Annotated in this window: 16 protein-coding genes; 8 read left to right on the forward strand and 8 right to left on the reverse strand. The window is 35.7% G+C overall.

Features of this window, described 5'->3' with window-relative positions:
- The first annotated feature begins 172 nt into the window (after window positions 1-172).
- From ACSHWW_RS07395 to crcB, 5 genes are all read left to right on the forward strand, one after another.
- Window positions 173-796 carry a hypothetical protein gene (locus ACSHWW_RS07395; protein ID WP_435681793.1) on the forward strand — a complete coding sequence of 208 codons (624 nt, stop codon included), beginning with the start codon at window positions 173-175 and terminating at the stop codon, window positions 794-796.
- Complete coding sequence (locus ACSHWW_RS07400; RefSeq protein ID WP_435681794.1) at window positions 797-2569, forward strand: ATP-binding protein; 1773 nt, start codon at window positions 797-799, stop codon at window positions 2567-2569.
- A complete protein-coding gene (locus tag ACSHWW_RS07405) occupies window positions 2566-3192 on the forward strand; it encodes a response regulator (protein ID WP_435681795.1) in 627 nt (208 codons plus the stop codon). Before ACSHWW_RS07400 ends, ACSHWW_RS07405 begins: the two co-directional genes overlap by 4 nt.
- A 258-nt stretch (window positions 3193-3450) precedes the next feature.
- Window positions 3451-4482, forward strand: a complete 1032-nt coding sequence (locus tag ACSHWW_RS07410; protein WP_435681796.1) for an SRPBCC family protein — start codon at window positions 3451-3453, stop codon at window positions 4480-4482.
- On the forward strand, window positions 4475-4855 hold the full coding sequence (gene crcB / locus ACSHWW_RS07415) for a fluoride efflux transporter CrcB (RefSeq protein WP_435681797.1): 381 nt from the start codon (window positions 4475-4477) through the stop codon (window positions 4853-4855). The genes ACSHWW_RS07410 and crcB overlap by 8 nt, the downstream gene beginning before the upstream one ends.
- Here crcB and ACSHWW_RS07420 read toward each other — a convergent pair.
- From ACSHWW_RS07420 to ACSHWW_RS07455, 8 genes are all read right to left on the reverse strand, one after another.
- Window positions 4852-5061 (reverse strand): hypothetical protein, encoded by a 210-nt coding sequence (locus ACSHWW_RS07420; protein ID WP_435681798.1) that lies wholly within the window; start codon window positions 5059-5061, stop codon window positions 4852-4854. The genes crcB and ACSHWW_RS07420 overlap by 4 nt on opposite strands.
- Window positions 5062-5200: 139 nt before the next feature.
- Window positions 5201-6322 (reverse strand): endonuclease/exonuclease/phosphatase family protein, encoded by a 1122-nt coding sequence (locus ACSHWW_RS07425; protein WP_435681799.1) that lies wholly within the window; start codon window positions 6320-6322, stop codon window positions 5201-5203.
- A gap of 104 nt (window positions 6323-6426) precedes the next feature.
- Window positions 6427-6921: a DUF805 domain-containing protein gene (locus ACSHWW_RS07430; RefSeq protein ID WP_435681800.1), complete on the reverse strand. Its 495-nt coding sequence runs from the start codon at window positions 6919-6921 to the stop codon at window positions 6427-6429.
- Window positions 6922-7079: 158 nt separating this feature from the next.
- On the reverse strand, window positions 7080-8039 hold the full coding sequence (locus ACSHWW_RS07435) for a DUF3078 domain-containing protein (protein ID WP_435681801.1): 960 nt from the start codon (window positions 8037-8039) through the stop codon (window positions 7080-7082).
- A 126-nt stretch (window positions 8040-8165) separates the two neighbouring features.
- Entirely contained in the window at window positions 8166-10397 is a 2232-nt protein-coding gene (locus ACSHWW_RS07440; RefSeq protein ID WP_435681838.1) for a BamA/TamA family outer membrane protein, read from the reverse strand.
- A 110-nt stretch (window positions 10398-10507) separates the two neighbouring features.
- Complete coding sequence (locus ACSHWW_RS07445) at window positions 10508-15616, reverse strand: translocation/assembly module TamB domain-containing protein (protein ID WP_435681802.1); 5109 nt, start codon at window positions 15614-15616, stop codon at window positions 10508-10510.
- Window positions 15617-15840: 224 nt separating this feature from the next.
- A complete protein-coding gene (locus ACSHWW_RS07450; protein WP_435681803.1) occupies window positions 15841-17559 on the reverse strand; it encodes a T9SS type A sorting domain-containing protein in 1719 nt (572 codons plus the stop codon).
- 157 nt (window positions 17560-17716) lie between these two features.
- Entirely contained in the window at window positions 17717-21349 is a 3633-nt protein-coding gene (locus tag ACSHWW_RS07455; RefSeq protein WP_435681804.1) for a methylmalonyl-CoA mutase family protein, read from the reverse strand.
- Window positions 21350-21474: 125 nt separating this feature from the next.
- Here ACSHWW_RS07455 and ACSHWW_RS07460 point away from each other — a divergent pair, with 125 nt between their 5' ends.
- The 3 genes from ACSHWW_RS07460 to ACSHWW_RS07470 all read left to right on the forward strand — a co-directional run bounded on the left by ACSHWW_RS07460 (window position 21475) and on the right by ACSHWW_RS07470 (window position 23943).
- Window positions 21475-22572 (forward strand): serine hydrolase domain-containing protein, encoded by a 1098-nt coding sequence (locus ACSHWW_RS07460; RefSeq protein WP_435681805.1) that lies wholly within the window; start codon window positions 21475-21477, stop codon window positions 22570-22572.
- 76 nt (window positions 22573-22648) lie between these two features.
- Window positions 22649-23425 (forward strand): DUF1206 domain-containing protein, encoded by a 777-nt coding sequence (locus ACSHWW_RS07465; RefSeq protein WP_435681806.1) that lies wholly within the window; start codon window positions 22649-22651, stop codon window positions 23423-23425.
- A 104-nt stretch (window positions 23426-23529) separates the two neighbouring features.
- The gene (locus ACSHWW_RS07470; protein ID WP_435681807.1) at window positions 23530-23943 is read left to right on the forward strand and encodes a hypothetical protein; all 414 of its coding nucleotides are present in this window, start codon (window positions 23530-23532) and stop codon (window positions 23941-23943) included.
- Window positions 23944-23954: the final 11 nt, after the last annotated feature.

Raw genomic sequence — 23954 nt, forward strand, 5'->3', positions numbered from 1 at the left:
ACTTAAATCCTGTCCTTGCGGCAGGATTTTTTGTTATCATTTGTTTAATCCGATTAAAAAGAGTTTCTTTAAGATGAAATTTCTTAATAAATACCCTTTAAGGGGTATTTGATTCTCTTATGAATTCAAGGATATTTAACCATCAATAAAAACCAATATTAAAACCAACCCTATGAAACTTAAATTATCACTGCTCAGTTTATTATTAATTCTTATTGTTTCTTGTAAAGAGAAGGAAGAAAATAAATTAGATGAGTCAACGACACAAGAATTAATAGAACCAGCAGAAACTCAAAAAAAGATTGCAGAAATTGTATTTAAGACTATAGACTTAGATCAAGAAGATGATTTATTGAAATATGATATTGATAGAAATATAAAAGTCTCCTTTATGTGGTCTGGTGCTAACAGAAACATCTCAAAAACTGCTACTATATATGTTAAATCTGAATCTGAAATCATTCCTACAGGTATCATGTTTTGTAAAGATGATAATAGTTTTACTTATTTATATGAAAAAGGGACGCCTACTAAAGAAAGTTATGAATTCAACTTCGAAGAAAATTTCTTTATTACAAAAAATGGGATGACACACGACGTCCACTCTTTTGACATAACTGAGGTTAAACCGATTGATATTATGGGCTGTGAGATAGGTCATACAGATCCAAGTGGTCAAGAAAATCATTCCCATAAACCAACTGAAAATCATCCTAGGATAAGTAGCGATAAAGATTCCAGGAATTCACACTATCCTTTATCAACTGGTTCAATTCTTAAAGGAGGAAAGCCATAAATGAAAAATTTAATCTGGATATTATTATTTTTTACTAGCTATTGCTATTCACATGACCATCATCCTAAATTAGATAGCGCAAGAGCGGCTATTGAAAAAAACAAATTTGATAAAGCTGAGGAACTTCTAAAATCAATGGATACAACTCAATTGTTATCCAAAGAACTTGCAACCTATTTCACGATAATTGCTGACTCTTACTACCATAGAGATGAACATGATAAAGCATATTCTAATTATTTAAAAGCTAAAGCCCTTTATTTAGTTAATGAAGATGAAAGAATGGTTATAGAAATGAATAGATATCTCTCTACGACAGCAACTTACTTAAAGGTTGACAATAAATACGTAAATGGGTTTATTGAAGAAATATGTCAATACGCATCAAAAGTTGACGACGCAGAGCTCAAATGTGATTGCTTATACAGAAAATTAAGTAGATTAAAAGACGTTTCTAATCCAGTTCAAAATAAAAAAGCACTTGAATATTTATGGAAATATAAAAACATAGCGGTTCAAAACGATTTAAAAGATCAAGTGGAAATAGCTATATTTAATTTAGGTGCTATTCATATGGAAGCTAAGAATAAGGACTCTTCTTTTTTTTACTTCGAAAAGTCAATGAAATCAGCGAAAATGACTGATGATCTTAATACAATTTCTTATTTGAATAATAATTACGCTATATTATATAGAAATCTTGAAGAGTTTGATAAATCAATAGAATACCATTTAAAAACAATCGAGTCAGATTTGTCAGTAGAAGATTTAAGTACCAAACTATTTTATCTTAAAAATCTGGCAAAAACTTATAGCCTAAAAGGAGATAATGAGAACGCAACTATAACTTATGAAAAAGTAATTTCGCTAAGTGATTCGCTCAATCGAAATGAACAAACAATAGCTGCAAATGAGTTAGAAATAAAATATCAAACCGCAGAAAAGGAGAAACAACTTCTTATTTCAGAAAATGAAAGCCAACAAAGACTTTCCACAATTTATTTACTCAGTGGAGCAGCACTTTCTCTATTTCTTCTCGGTGGATTAGTCTACAACAACCAGCGCAAGAAAAAACTCATCGCTCAAAAAGAACAAATCATTGAAAAATCTAGAGCCGATGCTATTCTTAAAAACCAAGAGCTAGCAACCATAGATGCTATGATTTCTGGGCAAGAAAAAGAACGCAAACGACTGGCCGAAGAATTACACGATGATTTAGGGAGCACTCTTACTACCGTTAGACTCTATTTTGAAAATCTTAAAAGTCAATTCACTGAAGATAATTCTCAAGAAGTTTTTAATCGCACTGAGAATCTACTAGATGAAGCTTATGAGAAAATAAGAAATATGTCTCATACTAGAAATAGCGGTGTATTAGCGAGTAAAGGATTGATTCCCACCCTAGAATCACTTGCTCAAAAAATAACCGAAAGCGGTAAAATAAAAGTAGAAATTATTCATCATGGACTTGATCAATCTTTAGAGAACAGTTTAGAATTAACTATCTTCAGGATTATTCAAGAACTCATGAGTAATGTGATCAAACATGCACAAGCTCACAATGCTGTTGTAAGTCTTACAGCTTATGAAAACAGTATTAATATCATGGTAGAAGATGATGGCATAGGATTTAATAAATCTCAAATTGCAAATGATAATGGCATTGGTTTACATAACATTGAAAAAAGAATTGAAAATTTAGACGGTACCATGGAAATCGATTCAAACGAAAACCACGGAACGACTATTAATCTAGATATTCCATTAGTATGATTAGACTTTTAATTGCCGAAGATCATCAATCGCTCATTGATGGACTTCAATTATTATTTAAAGACGATAATGAAATTGAAGTGGTTGGTACGGCCAGAGATGGCAAAGAGTTATTAGAAAAATTACAGATTAAAAGACCACACGTTTTACTCACAGATTTGAGTATGCCACGTATGAATGGTGTCGAGTTATGTAAGAAAGCCATTGGAATACAAGAAAATTTAAAAGTAGTTGCTTTCTCAATGTTCCATAATGAAGATGCCGTGAAAGAAATGATTACTGCTGGAGCTTCTGGTTACATATTAAAAACAAGTGGTTTAAACGAAGTGAGAACCGCTATTATAAAGGCTTATCAAGGTGAACGTTATTTTGATTCAGCAATAAATATTGATGAAGTTGAAAATACTGAAATATCAGTCAAAAAAACAATCCTCTCACCTAGTGAAAAAAAGATTCTAAAACTCATTGCTCAAGGTAAAACATCATCTGAAATTGCTGAAATCAGATTCACAGCCGTAAGCACGATTATTAAACACCGTAAAAACATCATTCAAAAATTAGGCTTACAAGGCAAAGGTGAATTATTACGTTACGCATTACAAAAACATCAACATTTTAATTAATTAACATTAGTTAAAACAAAATTGAAAGATTGAAAGAAACTTGAAGAAATATACCCTTTAACGGGTATTTTATGAATAGTGAATAACATTTAACTTTGAGTAAGCTATTGAAGAGTAGCTATTGCTATTCCATTTATAACAATATTTTAGGGGGAAGAAGGTCCTGATTAGACTTTCTCTTTGCGGTCGGAATTTTATTCCGACCGTTTTTTTTGTACTTAATTGTATATTTGATTTCAAATCTAAATATATCCCTAAATGAAAGTGCTTAAGTATTTATTTCTGCTTATTTTAATCACCTTTATAGGTGGTGCTGTTTTCTTTTCTCTCAAAGATGGCTCCTACTCTATTACTGAGAAAAAAACTATTCAAGCACATCCATCAGTAGTTTATGAACAACTGGCTGATTTTAAAAATTGGCAAAATTGGAATCCATGGTCTTCATCTCCAGATGTTACAAATACACTTGGTGAACAAACCACAGGAATAGATGGTAATTATTCATTTACTGATGAATATGGAAACGGCTCTATGACGTTCACAGAACTTAATCCAGATAAGAGTATTCAAGCACAAATGAATTATCACACTAGTCTTACTAATTCTGAAAGTATCGTGAGTATGACATTAAATCCAGTTGAGAATGGAACTGAAGTTGTCTGGAATATTAAAGGAGAAGATGGACTTAAAAACAAAGTAATGAACTTCATCTTTGGATTAGATCTAGAAAATGAGATTAGACCTATGTACCAAAAAGGATTGGCTAATCTAGAAGAATATGTAAGTGCTTCCATGAAGAAGTATGAAATAAGCAATCCAGGACTTGTTGATTATGGTGGTGGATACATTTTATATAAAAGCAAATCTTCTAATATGGCAAATTTCTCTAAGGAAATGGGAACCATGTTACAAGATATTATGAAGTATATGAAAGAAGAAAATATCTCAATGTTTGGAATGCCCATGAGTATTTACGAAAAAATGGACATCAGTAATAATTCTGTTATTTTCTCAACAGCTGTACCAGTAAGAGATCGTGTTATTCCAGCTGCTGACTCTTCAGTGTTATGTACTTATATAGAACCAACTAGAGCGGTTAAAATCACTTTAACTGGTACGTATGACCATCTTCAAGAAGCTTGGAAAAAAGGAGAAATATTCCTTGCTCAGCAAGGTTATATTCCTAGTAAGCAACCACCTTTTGAAATTTATAAAACTGATCCTGCGCTTACACCAAATCCAGCTAACAACGTAACCGAAATTTATTTCCCTATCATAGCAAATGATTAAGCAATTATTATTTGTTTTTATAGGTGGCGGATTAGGGAGCTGTCTGCGATTCTACTTCTCAATAGTTGAGAATAGTACGAGCCTTAAATGGATTCCTACTATAAGTGTAAATATTATAGGTTGTCTATTACTAGGTGGATTTCTAGCCGCATTTCATAAAGAACAAATGGCTCACCACTGGTATATACTATTGGGAATAGGTTTCTGTGGTGGATTAACAACTTTTTCCACATTCAGTGCAGAGCTTTTTATGCTTATAAAATCGGGCGCTTATTCCTCTGCTATCATGTACTTACTACTAAGTATCGTGCTGGGAATAATCGCTGCTGCGATAAGTTATATGGCTATGGAACGTCTATTGAGCTCCTATTAAGACATTTTTAATCTGTTTTTACTGTTACGTTTTTTAATTACTTTACTTCCTGCAAAAAGTAACTTTGCCAGTAATAAAATGAAAAGCATGTCGGCAGTAATTAGGAACACAACTCTTAGTATGGTCGTGAATGGCGATGGAATAAAAAAACCAACTGAACCTGAAAGAATTGCCACGATACAAATTATAAATATTGTCTTTTTCATATAGAGTAATTTACCACTCAAATATGCTTCAAGAATCTCAACTAATAAGTTAAAGCAAAACAAATTATCTATTATTTAACTAAAATATTATATCGATTCTTACTTTATTACAAAACTAATTGTGTTAACCATAAAGTAATTATTGAGTAAGGTTCCTTTTAGCATTAGTTGCTGTTTCAGGAATATCAATCAGAGATTCCATTCCAGATTTTTTCATTTGCTTTTTTGCTTGTTTCCAGTCTTCCTTAGTTGGTTCTATAGGAGATTGATCTTTTGAAAGTTCAGGTTCAAAAGTTAATACTGCCCAAGATGGAAAGTGATCGCTTTCAAAATCCACTCCAGTTCCTGCGTCTTTTAATCGGAATTCTGGTGATAATAAAATATGATCTAATGGCCATCTAAATAATGGGTATTGAGCGTGATACGTATTATAAAATCCACGACCTATTCTTAAATCTAACAACTTACCTATGGTCTTAGTTAATTGAGTACTATCAGACCACGCAACATCATTAAAGTCACCTAACACAATTACTGGAATTTCAGACTTATTGCTAGCCATGGCAGTAAGAATTAATTCTCGATCACGATCTGTGCTTGTAGGATTGTGCTGCGGCATAGGCGGCGTAGGGTGAATAGCATACAGTTGAAATAATTCTCCGTTTTTCATGGACACCTTAGTGTGTATAGAAGGTATTTCTGGATCAACCTGAAATTTAATAGCAGAATCACTTAATGCTAATTTAGAATAAACAAGCATTCCATAAGTATTGTCCTGCGGCTGTTCGATTTTATAAGGATATGCATCTCCTATAGCTGATTTGATCTGTTCACTCCAGCGCTGATTTGTTTCAGTAAATACAATGAGATCTGGCTGCTTCTCTTTAATTTCTACAAATAGTTTTTCTCCTTCTTTATTTTTCTGCAATACATTGGCCGTATATATGGATACTACATTTTCCGAAGACACGTTTGTTGAGCTGTCTTTTAACTCTACCGGATACAATGGTGTGTAATCTATAAATTTTAGAAATTGAAAAACAAAACACCCTAGTAAAATGGAAATGTATGCATAATCATTTACCCATTTAGGCTTGAAGGTAAAGAAGTAAAGTAGAATGGCTAGTAACGTAAAAGCCGTTAACTGAATATGAGGAAAATCAAAGATTCTAATCCACCAATAATCTGCAGCTATTAGTGGAAGCAAGCTTAGTAAAGCTGCTATAAATCCAAGTACTTGAAAAATAATTCTCCAATTCATTATATTTTTTTCTCAAGATATAAAGCATTAACATAAAACGCTTCATCATTGACAAAAAATTAAGACAATAAATTGGAGAACTTAAAACTATTAAGCAATTTTATTTAAAACTGATTTGCATTAAAATCATCATTTCCTATTCCTTTAGGATTTGCGCCCCATTGATTAGCGCCATGCTTACTATCTTCTACATAAAATATTATCAAAATAACAACGCCAACAAACGGTATCATACCAAATAGATAATTCCATCCACTTCTTCCAGTGTCATGTAACCTTCTTACTGATACTGCGAGAGTAGGAATAAAAGTTGCTAAAGCATAAAGTAAAAAGAGAATTCCAAATGGCAGCGCAAGATCTTGATTTCTTGAAGCTGATCCAATGATCATCGGTACATAAAGTATCATCCCAACTATAAAATTAAAAAGTTGCCAGTACCAGTATTCAGATCTTCTTGCTCTGCCAGAGAAATTCGCATAATTATTGAAGACTTTTTTAACGGCATCCATCATTCCTAGTTCATTGGTTTCAGGCATGAATGGTTCTCTGTCGCGACGTGAACGTACTTCTGTGTTTTGTGGTTGGTTGGTGTTTTCCATGTTATATATTTAGACCGGTAATTTAAGAAGTTATTAAATAGGTTTTAATTCAATCTTTTAAAAGTAATTAACGATAATCCTTGATAAAATGAAGAAGTAATAAGTTGAGATAAATACGCTTTCGCGAAAGCGTATTTAAAAAAAGTCCTCTATTACACCTAAGCTTTCTTCTTAGGTTTTTCTCCTATATCATATTTAAACCCTAGACCTATCACCTGACGAACTTGAAATCCTTTAATTGCATTATCATCATAAATAGCTTGAAAAGCAAAATTTCCACTGATGTGCTTATTCACTTTTAAGTATAAATTAAAGGCAAAATCTATATCTATATTTTCTGGGTTATCTAAGTAGTCACTGTATAAACTTAAAATGTTTTCCATTTGAATATTCTTTGCGACTTCTACTTTATTATAACCGCGCACCGCAGCTCCTACTTCCCATCGAGCCGTTTTATTTGCTTCAACCCCAAAGAACGGTTTATAGCTCTCCACGGCAGCTGCATCAGTCTCATCAACATCTGTAAAATTTGAAGAAACAGTTATCAATCTAGTCGTGGCAGGTGCTAGATTAATATTAAAGCTTTTAGACTTTTTCCACAACAATCCTATACCTACCTGAAAGTATGCTGGAGAGAATCCGCCTGAGGTTTCACGACGCGTCTGTTCTGTACTCGTGGTTCCATCAGCATTTGTGACTTCTACATTCTTAAATTCGTAACCAGAAATATACTGAGACTTGAAGTTAAAAATCGTACTATAATTCCAGTTACTTTGATTGATTTGATTTCCTAAAATACTGTTGAGCTCAATTCTATCAGTCGTTTTGCGCAGGTAACGCTGGTCCTTTACTTGAGAAAGTCCAAAATCAGTAATAAATCGTGAATCCCACGAGAATTTCTTGCGCTTGAATTGCAGGTCATAACTCAAGCCTATATCTCCAGAAATATTTGTCACTCCACCACCTTGCCACTCTGGATTAAACGCACTCTGATTAAAAATAAAACTAACTCGTCCCCAAGATGCCCAGTTGGAAGGTTTTGCCTCAGGAATAGAGTCTTGAGCCGTGAGAAGATTACTCGTTAAAGAAAAAAATATAAGGAAAATGTAGAACCTCAAACCTGCTATTTTTGCATTAAAGGCAAATATATCAAACCCGATAAGTAAGGAAAAATTCTATGCTACTTTTTATGAGATAAATTGTGGTTTTTACGCTTTCGCGAAAGCGTGATTTAACAACACATTCTAGAAAGGATATCCTATTCCAAAATTAAACACTGGATTCTCGACATCAAAATTCCATCGTTGATTCACAGGTTGAGACGGATCATGCCATGGCGCTGCGAGATCAAAACGGATTACAAATCCCTGAACGTCCACACGCATACCTAGTCCAGCGCCTATCCCAAACTCATTATAGAAGTTATTGCTGAACTCGCCACCTTCTAGTCCATTTCCCGCGGTCGTCCATACGTTTCCAGCATCTATAAACAATGCTCCTTTAAAATAGCTGTAAATAGGGAAACGATACTCCACGTTTGCCTCAAGTCGCACGTTACCAGATTGGTCAAAGAACGAGCGATCGTCAGTATCCTCTGGTGTGTAGGTTCCAGGTCCTAAGGATCTCGTTCTAAAAGCTCTCACGCTGTAAGCTCCACCTGAGAAATACTGCTTGCTGAATGGCAGCACATCACTATTTCCATACGGCAGCCCATAACCGGCAAAGAAACGAGTTGCTAGACGGGATTCTTTACCTAGTAAGTAATGGAATCTAAAATCAACATCGGCTTTTGCGTATTGAGCATATTCTAGACCTAGAAATTCATTGTTACCTTCATCATTCTCTTTACTTAATAAACTGATGCTGTTACCAGCTACATCTAGCGTACTGTTGACATAAAACAAGGCTTTTTTACGCTCGTCAATCAACTCATTATAGGTGAAGGAATATGTCAATCCAGATATGAATTGCTGGTCAAAACTGCTTTGTAAAAATTCATTACTTGCTAGAATCGCATCAAACTCTTCAGACTGATTTAAAAGGTTTACATAATTGATAGATACCGGATTTAACTCATGTGTCACATATCTATTTGCTTGCCACACATACCCAAAACTTCCCGAAAAAGTGAGTAAACTATACAGTTTGCTTCTATTTAAAATATCGGCACTTAAACTAGCCTTAGTCTTAGGAATGGCATATTCAAACACATCACTATCCACTTTAAAAGGCGCAATCATTCTAGGAAAAATCAAATCTGCTCCTAGACCAAATTCTGTACTGGTCTGTCCTGCATCGCTGTTTCCTGCGATTTGCACTTCATAAGTAGCATTTGCTTTTAAGTTTAAAATTTCTCCACCTTTAAATAGATTACGATTAGAAAATGTTAATCCTAGGCTTGGTCCTGTAAAATCATTGGACTTAGTCACGGCTTGTAATTCTGCTCTTATCGCTCGCTTGTTCAGTGGCGATAAATAAATGTTTGCTTCGAGGAAATTAAGTGAATCATTCTCCTCACTTTCTATTTCATTGTATTCAATATTTACAAACTTGTAAGCGCCTATGGAACCTAATCTACGGCTGGTGGCTTTAGATTTAGTAGGATTATATAAATCGCCTGGTTCTATAACTATAAAAGGATCCAGTCGATCAGGTCTGAAAAAATCATCTTCCTGGATAAAATTTTTACCTTCAAACCTCGTGGTATCCATTTTAGTAGAATCACTACCAGTTACGTTATATGGAAACACGTTTACTTTTTGAATCTGATAAGGTTTGACAGCTTTAGAAGGAACGTCTTGTTTCAATTTCAAAAACAAATCAAATCTTCTATTATCATATTGATTTGTATCTGCTTGAAAGATGAGAAAACCAGAATTGAAATTATAATATCCTTTATTCTTCAAGTTATTATCGATACGTTCTCTTTCTAATTTTAAAGCTGAGAGATCAAATCTAGATCCTACATTTATAGGAGAATCCTTGATTTGGTTTTCTAACACTGTATAAAATGGTATCGAGTCTTTATCTACTTGATAGGTTTTCATTCTATATGGATTGGGCAACTGTATGTCATAAGTAACGCTTCCTACCTTAGCCTCTTCATCTCTAAAAGCTCTGGAAGTAATATTGCTGAAGAAAAAACCACGATTCTCTAATCTGTTACGTAATAAATCTCTAGTTGCTTCTTCCTCAACGTCAGATAAATAAACAGGCTTCTCGCCTATTCTTTTATTCATAAAACGAGCAATAAATCCTGCACTATCTTTATTTACTTTATAATGATAATGTAAACCTGGTCGCATTCCTAAGAACGTGGAATTAGGCTGTGGTGACATTGCCTGTTGCAATTCTAGTCGTAAGGCGTCTAATTGTTTTACATCACTTAAGGTATCTAATTTTATATCAAGATCTGCTCCAGTATAAAGCAATTCATCCTCAGGAATATACTTTTTTACGGCACAAGAACTCACCATGAGCAACATGCTCAGTATGATGAATGACGATATGTAATTTTTAAATTTCAATTAGTTTATACTTTTTATTTATAATCTCCTATCGCAGCTTATGCGTAAGTCCTTTATCTTTATTTCTTGTTTTGCTTTTGATCTTGCTCTATCTCTTCTTCTTCTTGATTTTGATTTTCGTTTTGATTTTTCTTCTGTTTATCAACCTCTTCTTGAACCGTTTTAGCAAATAAGCTTTTAAATTCATTAAACTCTTTAGTGAAAATTAGAGAAATACCACTTACTATTAACTGTCCATCTACCACATTATCATACTGGTTGCGACGGAAACCTCTCAATCGCCACTGACCAGCCTGAGTTAATAAATATTCTAAACTTACATTTCCTATCACTGGAGTTTGCTGACCATCTTGAGCAGATCCTTGAACATCTATCTCACTACCTACACTTACTATCAATCGATCATCGAGTAATTTCTTGCTTGCTGTCACATCCAGCTGTGTGCGCTCCTGCGGATTTGCACCTTGATAATCTGTAAAGCTATCGAGACCAAAATTTAAATCAATACCAGAATTACCTAATAATTTACCACCAAATTGATTCAACTGATCGCTCAACGCTTGATTTAAATTATCTCTAGCAATCGTAGCTGTTCCTCCATCACTACCATCGGCACCACTGGTTGGGAAAAATTTATTTAAAACGAGTAATGAGAATACTTGTTTATTTAATTCCTGATCCTGACTATTCAACTGCTGCAACCTTCCAAAAACTTGTCCACCTACAGCTCCTTGCTCATCCTCAGGCATATCGATTTTAAAACTGATTTCAGGCTGCATTAATTCTCCATCTACATTTAAGTACACTAGAAATGGCAACTTCTGGCGGAATCTATTTTTAGTAGAAATATCTGCTCCACTGGTTTGACTCGCCATTAATGCGCTTGCACTGGTTTCTACTTTATAGAGCGCTCTCACATCTAGAGTTGCATCAAACGGATCTCCTGACCAAGTAACACTTCCACCTTTTACTAAATCAAATTTCCTAGAAACAATTTCATATAAATCCAGTTTGTAAAAACCATCTGCTATTTCATAGCGTCCGGTTAAGGTCATTCTACCGTTAGGAGTCATTCTAAACTTTAGATCACCATTACCTTGAACTTGTAATTCACTATTAGTTGCAGGATCAAGTATGATATGGACCGTAGCGTCTTTTTTAACTTTAATATTTGCGGTTACATCAAATCCAGTTAACGTAGCAGATTCCTCTTCGGTTTGTGTGAGAATAGCGTCTGGATTTTCTTTATTGACAAATTGAACAATTCCATCACGCTGTACGATATCTAACTCGGTTGCTGGTACCACATAAGTAACATCAGTTACATCTTTAACCGTAACTTCCAGATCTATGACAGGAATATCTAAATTTCCAGTGATTCTAGCTTGTGCATCAAACGTCGCTTTACCATAATACAACTCGTTATCTTTCTCAGTACTATTAAGTGCTGTAAAGTTTTTTGCTTTTAATTTTAAATCAAAAGTTGGCGTAAAAATATCTTCTGTTCCTACCTTACCATCTATCGTAAACGGATTACCATTTGCGTCTATAATGGCTAGTTGATTCATGTAAATCCCAGCATTATCAACTTTAATTTCCTCATTTTTAAGCGTAAAGCTGGTGTCTAGCATGGATACATTTACACTCGCATTATCAAATCTTAAAGCACCATCATATTTAGGCTCGAGAGTTGTTCCTGTAACTTTAAAGTTTCCATTTAAAGAACCATTACCATCTTTTAAAAATCCATCAGATAATCCAGCTAGTGTGCTCATAGATATTTTATTAATATCCAGATCTAGATTCAATAGCGCCGCAACCTCATTTGCCTCATAATCACCATCCAGAACTAGGTCCACATCATCACCTTTTACACTCAATGTCATATCATATCGAGAATCATCAAGAGTTTTTGCATCTAGTTTTAAGGTTCCTAGCGGCGTTTCCATGGCATGAAAATCCTTAATTTCAAGATCGGCAAGGAAACCTGTAGCTCCATAGATATCATCCACTATGAATTCTCCGTTTACTTCTCCAGTTGCGAGTTTATCATCAGCATTTAAGAAACTTAAAAATCCTTGCAATCTAAAATTATCAATTAACAGCGCGATGTGATCCTTATCAGTATTCGGTCGATCTGCTCTCAACTCTAGACTTTGCACTCCATTGGTAAGTTTAAAATCTGTAAAACGTATTCTATTCTCACGCACCGCAATTTGATTATTTGCAGGTATGGTCCATGGTTGCTTATTGAGAATTAAATCCTCTAGGGATAGATTAAAAATAAGGTCTTCTATGCCTTGTTCATCACGCTTTCGCGAAAGCGTGCTCGCAAAGTGAATTAAACGTTCCTCATCATCATATGAGGTGAAATCTAGATTCAATATATTTCCCGCGACAGTTCCAGTCATCGCGGTGCGCTGTATGTTTACAGGACCAGCGATAATGTTTTTAAAACCTAATTGGAATTTGAGATTATCAGCATCAGACCTTGAGGAAATGACGAGACTATCAACCTCACTGTCTGCATACTTAAGATAAGCAACGCTGATGTCGCTGTCTAACTTTCTATCTTTTTCATTAAAATCGACTGCAATGTTAATAGTATCTAATGCTTGAAGACCTGGTAAAATCACATCACGTAAAATAGGCGCAGGACTTACATTTCCTTTAATCTTCATCACTACTGGTCTAGTGGTGTCCATCGCCTTACTGGTGGTCAAGTATCGATCGATGTGACGTTGTAAGGCACCAGCAAGATTCTCTGGATCTGTATTTGAACGTAACTCAAGATCGAGCATTTTATTATGAATATCTAGCGACGTCGAGTCTGGTTGTACAAATGCGTCCACCGTAAGGTTTCCTAATAAATAGGATTGATTATCAAATACAGCAATCCCATCATCAATGTTTGATTTAATCTTATAATTACTGGCATCTCCTTCATACGTAACGCCTATTTTTCCTGCGGCTTTCACATTTTGTGAAGTGATTCCAAATGCTCTTAAATCCACACCTACCACATCTATAGTTGCAGATGCTTTAGTTAACTCACTAGCCAGATTTGCAGTCGCATCTAGAACAATATTGATGTTATCATCTTTAAATTTTGAATTCAATGCTCCTACTCCATTTTTCATAGAACCGTTAATAGGTATCCCTTCTAGCGGATACTCATTATAAGAAAACTTATTGATGGTTCCATCTATGGTTGCGTTAAGCGATTTAAGGTCGCTGCCGCTTCCTTTTGCATTTAATTCTAGACTTAAATCTCCTATTCCTTGCATAGTCAGCATTTTACTGAGATTCAATGTATCTAGTTTCACTCGAGCATCAAACTGAATCGATGCTGCGTTTTTAAAAGAACCATTCACGGCAAGAGCTCCATAACTGGTCAGTAGTTTTGCATTTGTCTTTACATTTTCTAGAGTACCGCTCGCACTTGCTTGTAATCGTGCGTTTTCAGGTAACGTGATTCCTAGATCTTCTTCTTTTATAAAGTTGAGAATGGTATTTCTAGTAGTTACTGCGTTGATTTTAGGTAAATTGAAATATAATTGATCTACATCAGTTACGTTTTTTAATTGGCCACTAGCTGTAATAGAAGTATTATTTCCCCAATTTAAAATAAACGAATCAAGATTAAGATTTGCTGTGCTTCCGCTGGTTTTAGTGGTTCCTCTTAAAGGTTGTTGAGCCAGTTTTGCTACATATTCATTTTGTGCCAGGTCGGGCTGGAATGCATATAAATCACTGAGTACAAAATTGTACTGAGGAATATTGGCTTGAACCTTAAGAGTTTCAGGATTGTTTATTAATGCATCAATGCTGCTGTATCTTAACTGAATAGCTCCATTTAAAGAACTATTATTCACACTTGCTAGTAGCTGATTCACATCGATTTGAGAATTTGTAACTGAGATGTTTCCTTTTAAATTATTCAATCGCAATCCAGAGTACTCTTTTAGTTTTAGCTCATTAATTTGAACTGCCGCTTGCTGGTTACCTAATTTAAAATCCTGAAGATCAATATCAATGTTTGAAAGTGAGATTGCATTTGGGTTGAGCTCCTTACGTGATGGTTGCTCGCCATTAAGAGTATAAACGAAATGATTATTATTGAAGTTCAACTGATGGAGCGCTACATTCATATCTGGCCATTCAAAGACCGTAGATTCTGCTGCAACATCTGTCGTGACAGCATTTGAATCCATCATGTTAACCTCAATCTTGCTATTATCGAGAGTGAAATAAGACACTTCCATATCATTATTTTGAATATCTGCTTTGGGAATTACGGTTTCAAGGACTTTCAAATTAGTTTTAATAACTATCCCATCGGGCTCAGAATTATAATTTAAGACGACATTATCGAGTCTTATTTTTCCAGCTTTGAGAAATGGTAATGGCGAGTCGTCGGCACTGTCGGTTATGGCCTCTGCGAGGTTAGTGTCTTTGTTAGGATTTTTATCTGGTTCTGCTTTCGCGAAAGCGGTAACCACATCTTTCTCATAATTAATGACTGCATTTTTAAGAGTAAATTCCTCTACATCAACAATCATTTTATCAAGGTCGATAGCATTCATTTCTAGAAAAAGATCATCAAAAGTCGCAGAAGCATCCATCTCATCCACTTGATCTTGATAAACGATATCAAAATTAGTCAATTGAATATCTCCTATTTTAATATCCATGGGCGCTGACGTAGTGGTGTCTGGCGCAGTGGCAAATGCGTCCACTAGAAATTTATAGTTGAAACCACTTATGGAATCTTCTCTTTTAATTCTTGCGGTAAATCCATCCCATTCTACGTCATCTATTTCAAAGCCAGTTCCATTTATGAGCGGCATTAATGCGATGTTTGCCTCTAGACTTTTGGAATAAATGAGTGTGTCGTTTTGAGTATCTGCCAGATAAAGTCCTTCTAGCTTTACATCACCATCAAAGGTGATAAAGGCTTTTTTAAGTTGAACTTCGGTTCCAGTTTTATCTTGTACATAAGATACCGCGTAATCCACGATGATGCTTTGTCCCCATGGGCTGCGAATAAAAAGCAGCAGCAAAATGAGAAATATAAGAATGCCCAGCATGACACGCGCTATCCTGCGCAGCCATCTGAATTTAGTTCCTCTTTTCTGAGGTTGATGTTGTTCTTCTTTTTCAGCCAATTTAAATGGTAAGTTTTATAATACTTACTTGTAATGCAAATTGACAAAATACCAATCTATTAACAGAATTTATTGCGATAAAGTTGTGTTAAGAATATAATAGAAAAATATTGAAGCATTTTTTAAGATAAAAATGTGTTATACTCTAATCTTAGTGGATTATATGAATTAAAAAAGCGCAAACCTGTGGTTTGCGCTTTTGGAAATAATGAGATAATTTGGGTTTACTCCACAATTAACTTTTCTACCTTTTGCCCTACTTCACTTTTTATGGTCATAAAGTAAATTCCAGAGCTTAGATGTTCCAAAGAAACACGTTGCTCGGTAGCGTTACCCGTAAAATTAGTTTGTGATAACATTCTTCCATTCATATCCATTATAGTAGCACTTTCTAAACGATTTGCAGCGGTTAAGTTGATAAAGTTGCTTGCAGGATTAGGATACATGTTTATAGATATGTCTGTGTTTACATGGTCATTACTTAAAACCGAACTATTTAATTGCATCAAATAAATATCATCTAATCCCATACTTGATTTATTATCAACGCCTGAGAAAGGATCAAAATTCACAGTTAAATTAAATCCACCTATAAAACTCAACAAACTAAGTGTTGAATTAAACTCTGCTCTCGTCTTTTTTAAATTTGCAGTTCCTCCATAAGTGAAATGCGTTTCATAAGCTAGAGAACCATCTGTTACCGATAGCACGAAAGCGTCTGTTCCACCTGATGATGTACTGGTCGCTGTAGTCATACCTGAATCAAAATCTACGACATTACTGAACGTACCAGAAACTAAAACTTTTCCAGGCACATCTACATTAATGTCAGTCACTGCGTCACTGCTAGATGCTCCTAAATGGAACTGTCTATTTAATCTACCATTTGTTGCTATTTCCATAACAAATCCATCAGATGAACCAGCAGAAGTTATGTTAACTGCAATGGTTGGGTCTGGATTGATATCTATCGTGCCATTGAATGAACCACCTATTAAAAATCGATCATTAGTAGTTTTTTCTAGTACATTTACTAAGGTTGTTCCTGTTCCACCAGTACTTTGTGACCACAAGTGATTTCCATTAGTGTCATATTTTACCATAAACATACTTGAGCTACTGGTTGCTGTTAAATTTACCGCGGTAGCTGTTGCTCCTGAAACGTCTATGGTACCGCTATATTCACCTACGGCAACAATATTACCATTACTATCAAAGTCAATATCTCTGACAACATTTTGAGAGTTTTTTAAATGGTTGACCCATAGAAAATCACCGTTTGCGTCAAGTTTTACAATAAATCCTTCAAATCCATTTGATGGAGTTAAAATAGTTTGAGAACCTGGTCCTGGATCAAAATCTGCATATATAAATCTACCGGCAACAAATACTTCGCCTTGTTCATTTACTTCTATATCATAACTATCTTCTTGGGCTGCTCCACCGCTTGGGTTACTAATTTGCTTAGCCCAAACAAAATCACCATTACTATTTAATTTAATAATAAAACAATCTCTACTTAATATAGGAGCTGGCTGAGATAGAGTAAAAACTCCAGGACCAGGATCTGCGTCAAATGATTGCGTTCCTGCTCCCTGAAAATACCCAGTCAGAAAAATATCTCCACTAGATGAAATCGTCATTGCAATAACATTATCATCAAATCCACTTGCTAACGGTTTGATCCACAGCGGATTTCCCATAGGGTCATATTTTGCTAAGTAACCATCTAAATTCCCACCTCTAAATGGAAACGTAGCAGTTCCAAATGAAGCACCACCTGAGATATTTCCAGCAGAATAAATATTACCAGCAGCGTCAATAGCTGATGTTTGTGGTAAATCAAAAGAACCGACACCAAAAGTATGAGCACCTTGATAAATTTGTGCTTGTGAAAAGAAAGAAGCACAAATGATTAATGAGACAAGTAATATTTTATTCATAATAAGTTGGTTTAGTACATATTAAAAATAATCATTTTTTAAATAGAGAAACAAAAAAAGCGCAAACCTATTGATTTGCGCTTTTTGAAGTTCCAAACTTGGAGCTTGGAATTTAAAAAATTGGAATTTCCTTAATATGTAAAATGGCAAAGCCATTTTACATATTACGGCGGTACTGTCCTCCTACCTCAAACAACGCATCAGTAATCTGTCCTAGTGTACAAATCTTTGTGGCTTCCATTAAGTGTTCAAAGATGTTGCCTTGTTGTACGGCAGCTTCTTGAATTTTTGAAAGTTGTTCTTGCTGTGCTTTCGCGTGAGCGGAATGCAGATTATCCTTAGTGGCAATTTGAGCTTGTTTTTCTTCTTCTGTCGCACGGATGACCTCTGCTGGAAGAACGGTTGGGCTTCCTTTAGAACTTAAGAACGTATTTACTCCTATGATAGGGAATTCGCCTGTGTGTTTCAACATTTCATAATGCATAGATTCTTCTTGAATCTTACTGCGTTGATACATAGTTTCCATCGCTCCTAAAACTCCACCACGTTCTGTAATACGGTCAAATTCTTCTAGAACGGCTGTTTCTACAAGATCTGTGAGTTCTTCAATGATGAATGCTCCTTGGATAGGATTCTCATTTTTAGCAAGTCCTAATTCTTTATTGATAATCAACTGAATCGCCATCGCACGTCTTACAGATTCTTCTGTAGGCGTAGTAATCGCCTCGTCATAGGCATTGGTGTGTAGCGAATTACAGTTATCATTAATCGCATAAAGCGCTTGCAGAGTCGTACGTATATCGTTAAAGTCTATTTCTTGTGCATGTAGTGAACGACCACTGGTTTGTATGTGGTATTTCAACATTTGCGCACGAGAGTTAGCGCCGTATTTGTTTTTCATGGCTTTGGCCCAAATCTTTCTCGCCACACGACCTATTACAGAATATTCGGGATCTATTCCATTAGAGAAGAAGAAACTCAGGTTAGGACCGAATTTATTGATGTCCATTCCGCGACTTAAATAGTACTCTACATAAGTGAATCCGTTAGCTAGTGTAAAGGCCAATTGTGTGATAGGATTTGCTCCAGCCTCTGCGATGTGATATCCAGAGATAGACACACTATAAAAATTACGAACTTTCTCTTCAATGAAATACTGTTGTACATCACCCATTAATCGCAGCGCAAATTCTGTAGAGAAAATACAAGTGTTTTGTGCTTGATCTTCTTTTAAGATATCTGCTTGAACGGTTCCACGTACTTGAGCTAGTGTTTCTTGCTTGATACGAGCATAGTCTGCTGGATCTAGAATTTGATCTCCGGTTAATCCTAAAAGCATCAAACCAAGACCGTCATTTCCTTCTGGCAGTTTGCTCGTGTCTACCGTACCGTTTTTAGAATATACTTTTTCGCCTTGAGCGTTTAAATAAGAAGGTCGTTCTACACCTTTATCATCATAAACTTCTTTGAGCTTTGCCTCTACTTTATCACCTAAACCGTTTTCAGAAATGAATCGCTCACAGTTCTGATCAATCGCAGCGTTCATAAAGAATCCTAATAACATAGGTGCCGGACCATTAATAGTCATAGAAACCGATGTCATCGCGTGTGATAAATCAAATCCAGAATACAATTTCTTTGCATCATCCAGACAGCAAATGCTCACACCAGCATTACCAATCTTTCCATAAATATCTGGACGCAATCCTGGATCGTTACCGTATAAAGTAACAGAATCAAATGCGGTACTCAAACGCTTTGCAGGCATTCCCAGACTCACGTAGTGAAAACGCTTATTAGTACGTTCTGGTCCACCTTCACCAGCAAACATTCTGGTAGGATCTTCTCCAGTTCTTTTAAACGGATACAATCCTGCGGTATATGGAAATTCTCCTGGTACATTTTCTTGCAAACACCATTTTAAAATATCGCCCCAAGCGCTGTATTTAGGCAGCGCCACTTTAGGAATCATTTTATGAGAAAGTGATTCTGTATGAGTTTCAATTTTAATGACTTTATCACGTACCTGAAACTCATAAATAGGTTGTTTGTACTTATTTACTTTATCAACCCAAGTGGTGATCACTTCCCAGTTGTAGGGATCAAGATCTTTAAGTGATTTGTTGAATTGGGCGATTAATAGTTTTATAAAGTCGCCGTCAGCCTCATCCCTGCCTTCTCCAGCGGATAAGGAATTGATTTTTTCTTCGTCAAGACCTTTGTCGGTGAGTAGTCGGTCTTCGAGAGCCTCAGACCTCGCATTAGTGCGAGCATTGAGGCTCTCGAAATGCGCATTAAGTCCGGACGCTGAGGCACTCGAAGTGTCTAGTACCGTAAGTATCGTTTGATAAACACCATATAATTTCTGCGCCACTGCCGATTGTGCAGCGGCAGTGTTATCATAAGCTCTATTACTCTCTGCAATCTCACTTAAGTAACGTGTTCTCGCTGGTGGGATTACAAATATTTTCTCGCTTTGCTCTGTGTTTAAGCTATTGGTGGAACTGAAATCTACTTTAGTTTTTTCAGTCACCTCAGTCATTAATGCTTCATACAACGCATTCATTCCTGGATCGTTGAATTGGCTTGCTATGGTTCCATGCACTGGTAAGGTTTCAGGATCTGCTTCCCAAAGATTATGATTGCGCTGGTATTGTTTTTTCACATCACGTAGTGCATCGAGTGAACCACGTTTGTCAAATTTATTAATCGCTACCACATCTGCAAAATCGAGCATGTCAATTTTTTCCAGTTGCGTTGCTGCACCAAATTCTGGTGTCATTACATATAAAGACACATCGCTGTGTTCTAGAATTTCGGTGTCGCTCTGCCCTATTCCGCTGGTTTCAAGAATAATCAGGTCATATTTTGCTGCTTTCAACACATCTACCGCTTCTTGCACGTGTTTAGAAAGAGCAAGGTTAGATTGTCTAGTTGCAAGCGATCTCATGTAAACACGATCATTGTTGATCGCATTCATACGTATTCTGTCTCCTAACAATGCTCCACCAGTCTTACGCTTCGACGGATCTACAGAAATAACTCCGATGGTTTTTTCTGGAAAATCGATTAAAAATCTACGGATTAATTCATCTACTAGTGATGATTTTCCAGATCCACCAGTTCCTGTGATTCCTAGAACTGGAGTTTCAAGTTCAGAGTTTTGAGTTATGAATTCAGAATTAAAAAGCTCCTTAAATTCCTCATGTCTATTTTCAGCAAGGGAAATTAAACGAGCTATTGTTGGAACATGTTTTTGCTTTAAAGCAGCAGCTACTTGTTTGTTAAGGTCAGACTCATCACTCTGAACTCCTAACTCTGAACTTTTTAACGCTTTCGCGAAAGCGGGAACGGCAACATCACATCGTTGCACCAAATCATTAATCATTCCCTGCAATCCCATGGCACGACCATCATCTGGTGAATAAATGCGAGTGATTCCATAATCCATCAACTCCTGAATCTCAGAAGGAAGAATCACGCCACCACCACCACCAAAAATCTTGATGTGCTCTGCTCCTTTTTCAACTAGCAAATCACGCATGTACTTGAAGTACTCGTTGTGTCCACCTTGATAAGAAGTAAGTGCGATTCCATTTGCATCTTCTTGAATAGCAGTGTTTACCACTTCCTCCACACTTCTATCGTGACCTAAATGAATTACTTCACAACCGGTAGATTGAATGATGCGACGCATAATATTTATAGCAGCATCATGCCCGTCAAAAAGGCTGGCAGCCGTTACAATACGTACTTTATTTACTGGAATATATGGAGTCTGATCTTGCATTATGATTTTCTCATTTTATGGATTGCAAAATTACGAAATCGATAGCGGAGTTTGATAATCACCTATTAAACTTTTACATTTATTTATAGTCAAAAGCTTATCCTTGTAATTAGAAATTATTTGATATGATAAAGTCAGTTTTACTCCTTGTTTTTTCGCTCACTATTCTAACAGCTTGTTCTTCAACCGATGATGATACTACAGCTGCAGTTGAAATGTATTTTCCACCCATCACAGGAAACACATGGGAAACCACAAATCCAACTTCTTTAGAATGGGACGAGTTGCGTGTAACTGATCTTAAAAACTTTCTAGAGCAAAATGAAACTCGCGCTTTTATAGTTCTAGTAGATGGTAAAATAGTGATAGAAGAATATTGGAACGACGATCTTGCTGGACAACCCTTTGATATGAATAGCAACTGGTACTGGGCAAGCGCTGGAAAATCGCTGGCGGCAACTGTGATAGGAATAGCTCAAGAAGATGGTTTTATAGACATTAATAGTAAAACCTCTGACTATCTAGGAAATGGCTGGACCAATATGCCACAAGATAAAGAAGATCTTATCACCATAAAAAACCATCTCACTCAAACTACCGGAATAGATTATAATGTGACTAACGAGAATTGTTTCTCTGCAGAATGTTTCAATTACTTAACTGATGCTGGTAATCAATGGTACTACCATAATGGCACCTATCAAATTCTTCACAGTATCATAGAAATTTCCACCGGAATGGATAAAAATGTTTATACAGATATTGCTATAGAAAATAAGATAGGCATGAATGGTCAGTGGACAGACACTGCGCTTTTTGACAACCTGTACATTAGCACTGCTCGAGACGCTGCACGATTTGGATTACTTACTTTAAATAAAGGAAATTGGGATGGAAATGCAGTTCTCGGTAATGCCACTTACTTTAATGAAATGACCACTACTTCGCAAAATATTAATGAATCTTATGGTTACCTATGGTGGTTGAATGGAAAGAACTCTGTTGTTTTTCCTGGTTTTACAAGTCCTGTTGCCTCATCTGTAACGCCATCTGGACCAGATGATATGATAAGTGCACTCGGCAAAAACGGTCAATTTATAGATGTAGTTCCTAGCTTGAATATGGTTGTGATACGCATGGGCGACACGTCTGCTCAAGAGCCTGTTCCTGTATTATTTCATGATGAGATGTGGAATAAAATCACACAGTTGATAGAGAACTAAAGTTTTGTTATAATTCAACTACTTCCTTTACGAGTTCTCTTACAGGAATTATCTTTGAATGAGTAAAAACAACTCATTGAAAAATTACAGAAGATTTGCTAGAATAGGTATCGCCACAAAAGGTGCTGTCTTTTTTTTAATGGGCTTCATGGCTTTAATTACAGCATTCCAACTCACATATACATTAAAAGGTGGAAATGATGTACTCGAGTGGATTTCACACTTAAGTTTTGGGTGGTTTCTATTACTACTCATGACTATAGGACTCGCCGGCTATATATATTCTAGATTCTATTTGACTTTTAATAATGGAGATTATGATGGAAGCGATGGTAAACCTACATTCCGTCGATTAGCATATTTGATCAATGGCTTAGGATATTGCCTGCTATTTTATAGTTGTTTAAAATTCTTATTGGGAATATCCAGTGACAACGGCGATTCTCAATGGAAGCTAATGCTGTTACAATCTATATGGGGAAAAATCATTGTAGGTATAATTGCCACAGGTCTTGCGGTTAGCGCCATTAATGAATGGTGGATTTCCTTTTCAGTAATGATGGATAAAATGACACATAAAGATGATTTAACAGATCGTCAATATAAATATTTGATGCTTTTAGGTCGTATAGGGAGATTTAGCCGTGGAATTGTGTTTGGAGTTTTTTCTTATGTGATGTTTCGATCCATTTATTACGGACTCAAAAATTTGCCTAAAGGAGCAGATGATGCCTTCCAGTTCATGAGCGCAGAATACGGAGCCATTATTATGGGAATCGTTGCTGCTGGGTTGAGTTGTTATGGATTATTCTTATTGCTCAGTGCGAGACATCGCAATATTCCGATTAGTTGATCATTAAAATGGCACTTATTAACTTTTAAGATATGTGATTACGCTTTCGCGAAAATGTAATCTTTAATCAACATTCATATAAAATTTATATCTTCACTTTTACAATGAAAAAACTGATATACATATTCTCATTTGCATTACTATTTATGGCTCACATCACCACTGCCCAATCTCTGGCAGATCTAAAAGGTGATTGGAAACTAGATAACGTAACTTTCTCTGGACCAACGGCTGATCGTATGGATGATGAAGATAAAAAAATACCATGCCTAGAACAGTCTTTATTTGTATTTACAGAGGATGAGATAACTTCTAACTTGTATTCCGGTGATGAATGCGATGTGTTACAATCTGAAACAGTCAGCTACCGATTCACTAAGGATAACAACATAGAAGTCTTGGATAAATTATTGGATAGTTGGGAAGTTGCAGAAATAAAGAATTTCAAATCAAAAAGCTTTCTACTTATATACAAGGAAGAGGAACTTACTCTGACTATATCGCTTATCAGGAAGTAATCCAATGATGA

It is taken from the genome of Nonlabens sp. (assembly GCF_051251825.1).
Lineage (GTDB): Bacteria > Bacteroidota > Bacteroidia > Flavobacteriales > Flavobacteriaceae > Nonlabens.

Bases quoted from the DNA above. Each gene is read 5' to 3' on its own strand.
- ACSHWW_RS07395 (WP_435681793.1), top strand. From the start codon at position 173: ATGAAACTTAAATTATCACTGCTCAGTTTATTATTAATTCTTATTGTT.
- ACSHWW_RS07400 (WP_435681794.1), top strand. From the start codon at position 797: ATGAAAAATTTAATCTGGATATTATTATTTTTTACTAGCTATTGCTAT.
- ACSHWW_RS07405 (WP_435681795.1), top strand. From the start codon at position 2,566: ATGATTAGACTTTTAATTGCCGAAGATCATCAATCGCTCATTGATGGA.
- ACSHWW_RS07410 (WP_435681796.1), top strand. From the start codon at position 3,451: ATGAAAGTGCTTAAGTATTTATTTCTGCTTATTTTAATCACCTTTATA.
- crcB (WP_435681797.1), top strand. From the start codon at position 4,475: ATGATTAAGCAATTATTATTTGTTTTTATAGGTGGCGGATTAGGGAGC.
- ACSHWW_RS07420 (WP_435681798.1), bottom strand. From the start codon at position 5,061: ATGAAAAAGACAATATTTATAATTTGTATCGTGGCAATTCTTTCAGGT.
- ACSHWW_RS07425 (WP_435681799.1), bottom strand. From the start codon at position 6,322: ATGAATTGGAGAATTATTTTTCAAGTACTTGGATTTATAGCAGCTTTA.
- ACSHWW_RS07430 (WP_435681800.1), bottom strand. From the start codon at position 6,921: ATGGAAAACACCAACCAACCACAAAACACAGAAGTACGTTCACGTCGC.
- ACSHWW_RS07440 (WP_435681838.1), bottom strand. From the start codon at position 10,397: ATGGTGAGTTCTTGTGCCGTAAAAAAGTATATTCCTGAGGATGAATTG.
- ACSHWW_RS07450 (WP_435681803.1), bottom strand. From the start codon at position 17,559: ATGAATAAAATATTACTTGTCTCATTAATCATTTGTGCTTCTTTCTTT.
- ACSHWW_RS07455 (WP_435681804.1), bottom strand. From the start codon at position 21,349: ATGCAAGATCAGACTCCATATATTCCAGTAAATAAAGTACGTATTGTA.
- ACSHWW_RS07460 (WP_435681805.1), top strand. From the start codon at position 21,475: ATGATAAAGTCAGTTTTACTCCTTGTTTTTTCGCTCACTATTCTAACA.
- ACSHWW_RS07470 (WP_435681807.1), top strand. From the start codon at position 23,530: ATGAAAAAACTGATATACATATTCTCATTTGCATTACTATTTATGGCT.